Origin of the sequence: Shigella sp. FC1967, assembly GCF_001743005.1 — a bacterium.
In the GTDB taxonomy this organism is placed as follows: Bacteria; Pseudomonadota; Gammaproteobacteria; order Enterobacterales; family Enterobacteriaceae; genus Proteus.
Genome location: NZ_MIIZ01000569.1, coordinates 1 through 7,838 on the forward strand (window position 1 = coordinate 1; position 7,838 = coordinate 7,838).

At 39.1% G+C, this 7,838-nt stretch carries 6 protein-coding genes and 1 pseudogene; 2 read left to right on the top strand and 5 right to left on the bottom strand.

What is annotated here, in order from left to right; genetic code table 11:
- Window positions 1–340 precede the first annotated feature (340 nt).
- The gene (locus BHE89_RS05330; protein ID WP_286145916.1) at window positions 341–2,284 is read left to right on the top strand and encodes a membrane-bound PQQ-dependent dehydrogenase, glucose/quinate/shikimate family; all 1,944 of its coding nucleotides are present in this window, start codon (window positions 341–343) and stop codon (window positions 2,282–2,284) included.
- A 76-nt stretch (window positions 2,285–2,360) separates the two neighbouring features.
- Here BHE89_RS05330 and alr read toward each other — a convergent pair whose 3' ends face one another.
- The 4 genes and pseudogenes from alr to BHE89_RS05350 form a co-directional block, all read right to left on the bottom strand.
- Window positions 2,361–3,584, bottom strand: a complete 1,224-nt coding sequence (gene alr / locus BHE89_RS05335) for an alanine racemase (protein WP_069367975.1) — start codon at window positions 3,582–3,584, stop codon at window positions 2,361–2,363.
- 205 nt (window positions 3,585–3,789) lie between these two features.
- Window positions 3,790–5,046, bottom strand: coding sequence for a PTS ascorbate transporter subunit IIC (locus BHE89_RS05340; protein WP_069367974.1), 1,257 nt, complete (start codon window positions 5,044–5,046; stop codon window positions 3,790–3,792).
- Window positions 5,047–5,056: 10 nt separating this feature from the next.
- On the bottom strand, window positions 5,057–5,344 hold the full coding sequence (locus tag BHE89_RS05345; protein WP_069367973.1) for a PTS sugar transporter subunit IIB: 288 nt from the start codon (window positions 5,342–5,344) through the stop codon (window positions 5,057–5,059).
- A gap of 29 nt (window positions 5,345–5,373) precedes the next feature.
- A pseudogene (locus BHE89_RS05350) lies at window positions 5,374–5,814 on the bottom strand (PTS sugar transporter subunit IIA); the annotation flags it as partial.
- A gap of 231 nt (window positions 5,815–6,045) precedes the next feature.
- Here BHE89_RS05350 and BHE89_RS05355 point away from each other — a divergent pair.
- Window positions 6,046–7,092 carry a LacI family DNA-binding transcriptional regulator gene (locus BHE89_RS05355; RefSeq protein ID WP_069367971.1) on the top strand — a complete coding sequence of 349 codons (1,047 nt, stop codon included), beginning with the start codon at window positions 6,046–6,048 and terminating at the stop codon, window positions 7,090–7,092.
- On the opposite strand, the gene yfcD is transcribed toward BHE89_RS05355, so the two are convergent.
- Complete coding sequence (gene yfcD / locus BHE89_RS05360; protein ID WP_069367970.1) at window positions 7,089–7,631, bottom strand: NUDIX hydrolase YfcD; 543 nt, start codon at window positions 7,629–7,631, stop codon at window positions 7,089–7,091. The two genes, BHE89_RS05355 and yfcD, sit on opposite strands and share 4 nt — an antisense overlap.
- Between the last annotated feature and the right edge of the window lie 207 nt (window positions 7,632–7,838).

The following is a 7,838-nucleotide window of genomic DNA, read 5'->3' on the forward strand; positions in this document are numbered from 1 at the left end:
ACAACAACAGCCCACCAACTCTATATCTCCTATCGGAGTAAATGATAATGACTGGCCTGCTTATGGCAGAACGCAAGCCGGAATACGCTATTCACCATTGTCTGGAGTATCTGGGAGTCAGGATTTGATTTTTGGGCACTCGCCCCTCGCTTAGATATTATTTTTATTCTAGGCTTACTCCTATTCCTTTCACACTCAATAATAATGTTTACACTTGTCGTACCAATAAAATTGGCTATTCACACTATTAGCCACTACACTTATCATTATATAAGGTAGTTCACTAACCGATCCTCATGCCATTAATGGTCAATTTACACAACAACAGCCCACCAACTCTATATCTCCTATCGGAGTAAATGATAATGACTGGCCTGCTTATGGCAGAACGCAAGCCGGAATACGCTATTCACCATTAACTCAAATCAACAGTGATAATGTTGATAAGTTAGTTGAGAAATGGACTTTTCATACCGGTGATGAAAAAAGGGCTAATGATGCCGTTGAGATAACCAACGAAGTTACGCCTATAAAAATTGAAGATAATCTCTTTCTATGTACACCTCACCAATATTTAATTAGCTTAGATCCCGCAACAGGTAAAGAGAAGTGGCGTTTTGATTCTAAATTGCAATATAACAAAAGCTTCCAGCATATGACTTGCCGAGGGGTTGCCTATTATAATCAAAATAATAGTGCCGAATTTGCCAAAAGCCTCGACGTTCGCCAACCAAGCATATCAGATGAATGTCCTGAAAAAGTCTTTCTTCCAGTCAATGATGGCCGCCTAATCGCAGTTAATGCGCAAACGGGTAATGCATGCCGTGATTTTGGTCAGAATGGAGAAATCAATCTGTTAGCTTCTATGCCTTATGCTTATTTGGGTGGATATAACCCAACATCTCCCCCTATCGTCACTGGTAATACTATTATTATTGGTGGCTCTGTTACTGATAACTTATCAACTCAAGAGCCTTCTGGTGTGATCCGTGGCTATGATGTTAATAGCGGAAAATTAATATGGGTATTTGATACTGGCGCAGAAGATCCCAATGCGATGCCAGGTAAAGAGACTCAATTTGTTCATAACTCCCCTAATGCATGGGCGCCTTTAGCTTATGATGCACAAACGGATGTGGTCTATATTCCGACAGGAGTAGGTACACCCGATATTTGGGGAGGCGATCGTCATCCATTAAAAGAGCGTTACGCTAATTCAGTTTTAGCACTAAAAGGATCGACAGGTGAGCTATTGTGGCATTTCCAAACCACCCATCATGATTTATGGGATATGGATGTTCCTTCGCAACCATCAATGGTTGATATCAAAACTGATAAAAATGAAACAATACCTGCCATTTATATCGTCACGAAAACAGGGAATGTGTTTGTTCTTGATAGAAGAGACGGTACACCTATTGTTCCTGTGACAGAAAAACCGGTTCCTACTAGTGTCAAATATGGTCCACAAACACAAGGTGAGCATTACTCACCCACTCAGCCTTTTTCAGCACTTAATTTAGCACCAAAAAATAAGTTGCAAGGTTCAGATATGTGGGGCGGCACAATGGCAGATCAGCTGTTATGTCGTATCGCTTTCCATCAGCTAAATTATGAGGGAATTTATACACCACCATCAGAAAACGGTACGCTTGTTTTTCCTGGTAACCTCGGTATTTTTGAATGGGGCGGTATTTCTGTTAATCAAGATAGACAAGTCGCGGTAATGAATTTTATTACCTTGCCTTTTATCTCAAAACTTTATTTAAAAGATCCTCAAGACAGTCAAGTAATTGGTGGAGGCCACGGAGAGCAAGGTTTACAACCCATGACGGGAACCCCTTATAGTGTTGATATTCATCCATTCTTATCACCACTTGGATTACCTTGTAAACAACCCCCTTGGGGATTTGTTGCTGGTGTTGATTTAACAAAAAATGAGCTTGTTTGGCAACAACGATTTGGCACCATTAGGGATAGTTTGCCTAATTTAGTGGAGTTACCACCATTAAAAATTGGTGTTCCTGGGCTAGGAGGCGCTATCTCAACCGCAGGTAATGTGATGTTTGTTGCTGCTTCTCAGGATAATTATATTCGAGCATTTAATGTGACGAATGGCAAAATGTTATGGGAAGCACGATTACCCGCAGGTGGACAAGCAACGCCAATGACCTACTCTATTGGAGGTAAGCAATATGTGGTCATTATGGCCGGCGGACATGGTTCATTTGGTACTAAAATGGGCGATAGCTTAGTGGCTTATGGGTTACCTGATAATTTATAGCTTTAAATTATCAATAATATCAGCGATTGATATTTTCAATCGCCTTTTTATTATTTGGTAATACTCACAACCTCGTTTAATCCACTAATACCCGTTGATTGGTTGCTCCCCATAAAATTGACATTTCGGTAAACAATGCACCACTGATATCTTCAATTTCTTCTGCGGTAATTTCGCTATTACCTTGTTTGCCAAAAAATACAACTTCATCACCTGGTTTGATATTGTTAAGATCTGTAATATCAACCATAACGGTATTCATTGATGTTTTCCCTAAAACAGATACACGTTGCCCTGCAATTAAAGCATGCCCAGCATTACTAAAAACACGACGATAACCATCTGCATAACCGACAGGGATATTGGCTAGGACAGAGTCACGTTTAAGTGTGTAAGTACGGTCATAACCCACTGTATTACCTTTAGGATAATAATTGATTGATGCAATATTTGATTTAAAGGTCATCACACGTTTGTAGTCTGTACTTGCAATCGTATCACCATAGAAAATTCCGCCTACACGCACCATATCTAGCCATGATTCAGGTACGGTAATTGTGGCAAATGTATTTGCCATATGCAGAGTGACATCTTTACGATTTAACCCAGTAACATCCAATATTTTTTGTGATTGCTGTTTAAAACGAGCAAGATCTTCTTTTACTTTATTAGCATCTTCTTCAGGGTAGTGAGACATAATACCAACCACTTTCAGGTTAGTTAATTGAGCTATTTGCTTCGCCTCTTCAAGCCCTGCATTGTTATTAACTTCTAAGCCATTACGAGACATACCACCTGAATTTAAGGCAAGATGAATAGCGATCACTTTATTTTGTTGTTTAGCAATGGCGTCTAATTTTTTCGCCATATCTAAATTACCAATCAGTTCTTCTACGTTATAGCTTGTCGCCTGAGCCATTTCTTGCTCTGTGGCATTACGTACACGCATTAACCGACCTTGAAATCCTAGATCACGCACTTCTTTTAGCTCTTGGTTATTTGTTACACCAATACATTGCACATTATTTTCAATCATTACCGGTGCAACGAGTGATAAATCGTGACCATAAGCATCTCCTTTTAATACTGCACAAAGCGAAGATTTATCGCCTAACAGCGATTGGACTTTTCTCACATTAAAATCAAGCGCACTACGTGAGATTTCAATCCATGAGTTATTCACGATTGCAGGTTGAACCTGAGCCGTTTGAGTCACGGGTGGATTATGATTAACGGGTTGTTGGCAAGCAGTGATAACAAAAAGTGGTAACAACGCAAGATATCGAATACCAAAAGACATCTTATTTTTCCTTAGTGATTGTGATGTAAACCTATTTTTATAATTAATTAGGTACGAAAATATACACACAGTGAATATTCACTCAGGATGATAGCATTATTATTCACAAAATAAACATATAAATTCATATAAAAATTTTGTAAAAAAAAACGCCCCAATGAATTAATTTCAATGAGGCGTCTCTATATCTTAATTCTTTAAACAATCAGCGAACAATAATACCTAGCAGAATACCGATAACACCGAAATCTGCGTCACTAAATGTGGTGTTCGCAATACCAATATCGCCCAATACAGGTAAAAGGAATACTGGTAAGAAGGTAATTAATAAACCTTGAACGAATGCGCCTAAAATAGCACCACGGCGTCCACCAGTTGCATTACCAAATACCCCTGCGGTTGCACCCACAAAGAAGTGAGGAACAACACCCGGAATGATGACGGTCCAATCTAAGGCATATAGAATAAACATGCCAATAACACCTGCTGCAAAGCTACTTAAAAAACCCACTAATACTGCATTGGGTGCATAAGGAAATACAACAGGGCAATCTAAAGCGGGCTTGGCATTAGGGACTAATTTATCTGAAATCCCTTTAAATGCAGGAACGATCTCAGCAATAACCATACGTACACCTTGCAGAATAATATAAACACCTGCCGCAAAGGTTATAGATTGCATCAATGAGAACATAAACCAGTTTTTACCACCACTGACTTCACGAACAAAGGTATCGCCCGCAAATAAACAAGTAATGATAAAAATAATGCCCATAGTAAAAGCAATAGCAACGGGTGTGTCACGTAAAAAGAGTAAGCTTTTAGGCACATTCATCTCTTCTGTTGAATGCTCTTTATTTCCCAATTTACTCCCAATAAAACCAGCAACAACATAAGAGATCGTTGAGAAGTGCCCTAATGCCACATCATCAGAACCCGTAATTTTTTTCATATAAGGGTGTGCAATGGCGGGGAAAAACACCATTGAAACCCCAACAACTAATGAACCTACCGCAACTAATACAGTGCCTTCTAAGCCCGCGGTCGCCAAAATAACCGCCACCATCATCGACATAAATAATGTATGATGACCCGTTAAGAAAATAAATTTCCACGGTGTTAAACGTGCAATTAAGATATTAATCAACATGGCAAAAAACATAATTAATGCCATCTCTTTACCAAAGCTTTTTTGTGCAATAGAGACAATTGCCTCATTATTAGGCACTACACCTTGAATACCGAATGCATGTTGGAAAATCGTTGAAAAATCACCTAATGAGTTAATAACAAGACCAGCACCAGCACCTAAAATAACAAAACCCATAATGGTTTTTACGGTACCTTTAATACATTCTGTAACCGGTTTTTTTTGGGCAATTAAACCAATCAATGCGATCAAACCAACTAAAATAGCAGGCTCTGAAAGCACATCACTCATTAGAAAGCGGAAAAAGTCCATGATAGGCTCCTTATAACGCGCCTAATTCACGTAACGCGACTGAAAGCTTCTCTTTCATCGCCACTTTATCAATCATGTTATCCAATGAAACAACCTTGCCATTTACCGCTTGTGAATTGAGTTGCTCTGCAATATCACGTGTACCTACATAGATATCACTTGGTGTACCTTTTGCAGAACCGAGATCAACATGATCCACTTCTGCATTCACAGAAAGATCTTTTAGGATGCTTTTAATGCTCATTTCCATCATTAAACTACTGCCTAAACCATTTCCACACACAACTGTAATTTTCATGATATTCCCCTTGGTAATTTAAATTGTCATTAATAGTTGTTGATAACGGCTAATACATCCGCTTTGCTTTTTGCATTAAATAGCTTTTGAATATCGGTATCGTTATCAAAAAGTTCGGCTAATTTCACAATGGCATTAATATGGCTATCGTTATCTGTTGCAGCCAACACAATCAATAATTTCACAGGATCGTTTTCATTTGCACCAAACTCAACACCTTGCTCAATAATGGTTAAAGCAAGTGAAAGTTGATTAACGCCATCTTCGGGACGCGCATGAGGCATCGCAATTCCTGGACCTAATACATAATATGGCCCTATTTTCTCGTGTGATTTGTAAATTGCATCGATATAACGAGGTTCAATACAACCGTTATCAATTAATGGCTGGCACGCCACTTTAACGGCTTCTCGCCAATCGCTAACGTTTGGAACCACTTGCACCACATCAGGTGTTAATAACGTTTTTAAGCATACTTGTCACCTCGATAAGACTCTCTTTGAGCTTCGTTATTAAGGATAGTAATCATTAATGGTAGCGCTATCTAGATAGTTCATTCGTAATTGTGATAGCGCTATCATTTTAATGAAATGTTAATTGCAGAAAATGTCAACAATTGACACTGTATTGTTTCAGCATAATAGGAAGATTTCAGGTAGGATCTGCGGTTAATAAAATAGGCTACGCAAGCATAATTACAAATGATCAAAACACGTAAGCGCCGAAATACAGGTCGCGTCACATTACAAGATGTCGCTAAACTCGCAGGAGTCGGATCCATGACCGTCTCTCGTGCATTGCGAACCCCTGAATTAGTTTCTGATAAGTTACGAGAAAAAGTTAATCAAGCCGTAGAAGAGCTTGGCTATATTCCGAATGCCTCTGCGGGTGCTTTAGCTTCAGCACAAAGTCATATTATTGCGGTACTGCTACCTTCTTTTACAGATAGAGCCAGTGCTGATTTTATGCAGTCTTTACAACAAATACTCAATCGCCATCAGTATCAAATTTTAGTGGGTTGCTATGAGCATCAGCCTCATAAAGCCAGTGGTGTGATTAATATGCTATTACAAAGTAATCCTGCCGCATTAGTTGCCTTTGGTTCACAGCTTAGTCCAACTCATTTTTTACATATCAGTAACGCTAATGTCCCTGTTGTCAGTGTTGCCAGCCAATCAGATGAACAAGCGGCTATTAGTATTGATTGTTCTTATGAGCAAGCTGCATATGATTTAACAAATCATTTAGTCACCCAAGGAAAGCGTTGTATTGGCTATATTGGAGCGTTACAAGGACAACGTCTGCACCACCAGCAAATAACAGGTTGGTCACGAGCGTTACTCAAAAATTATTTAAATGCTGAGCAAAGTGTTACTACGCCTGATCCCGCATCTATGGCATATGGTCGGCAAGCATTAACCGAAATTTTATTGCGCCAACCCGAACTAGATGCGGTTATTTGTAGCCATGAGAGTATTGCACTAGGTATGATTTTTGAGTGTCAACGTCGATTAATTAAGATCCCACAAGATCTGGCTATCGCATGTTTAGAAGGCTCTGAAAATAGCAATCAAATATCGCCTTCTCTCACCTCAATTCGTTTTGATTATCACAAAATGGGAAAAGAGGCAGGAAAACATCTGATAGCACTTTTACAACGTTTAAGAGACGAAGATGATAACGCTATATTCGAAGATACCGTTATCAACTATGCTTATCGATTTGAATTAGGACAAAGCGCCCCTTAGTCTACGGTTTCTCTCTTTTCTAGGCGTGTACTGTTATTACGTGTTAACCAAAGAGAAAGGGCTTTTAATGAATCAGGCGTAAATTCATCACAGCGCTCAGTAATTTCAGAGGGAGTTAGCCAACACACTTCCTCAATTTCTTCTGCTTGCAGCGCGAAAGGTCCATGAGAAACACAGCTAAACAAGCTTCCCCACACACGGCAACTTTCATCATCATAATAAAATTGACCATGTTCAGCAAAAGGAACCCCTGCAATACCCAACTCTTCTTCTGCTTCACGACGCGCACTTTCAAGTAAATTCTCACCTTGTTGAACCACACCACCCGCAGTAGCATCTAACCAACCAGGATAAAAATCTTTTATTTCCGTTCGACGTTGCGCCAAGATTTTGCCCATCCCATCATGAACAACGATATAAGTTGCTCTATGTCTAAGATTTTCAGCTCGCATTTGTTGACGTGTTGCTTGTGCAACGACTTCATTTTTATCATCAACAATATCAACCCATTCAACCAATGCCGTCTTTTCTTGTTCCATCCTCAACAAACCTTTTTTAACCGATACTAAACGATCGTAATTTTTATCCTGAATATACCAAAATCACTATTTTTCACCACTACAATAATCATACGTAACTTGTTTTATCCATCTTGCGCTTTTTTGCTTTTTATGTTGTTAGAAGGCAGACTGTGATTATCTAGTGTATTGAGTGCCTACTTTATTTTGGAGCTTTTAATGATTGAC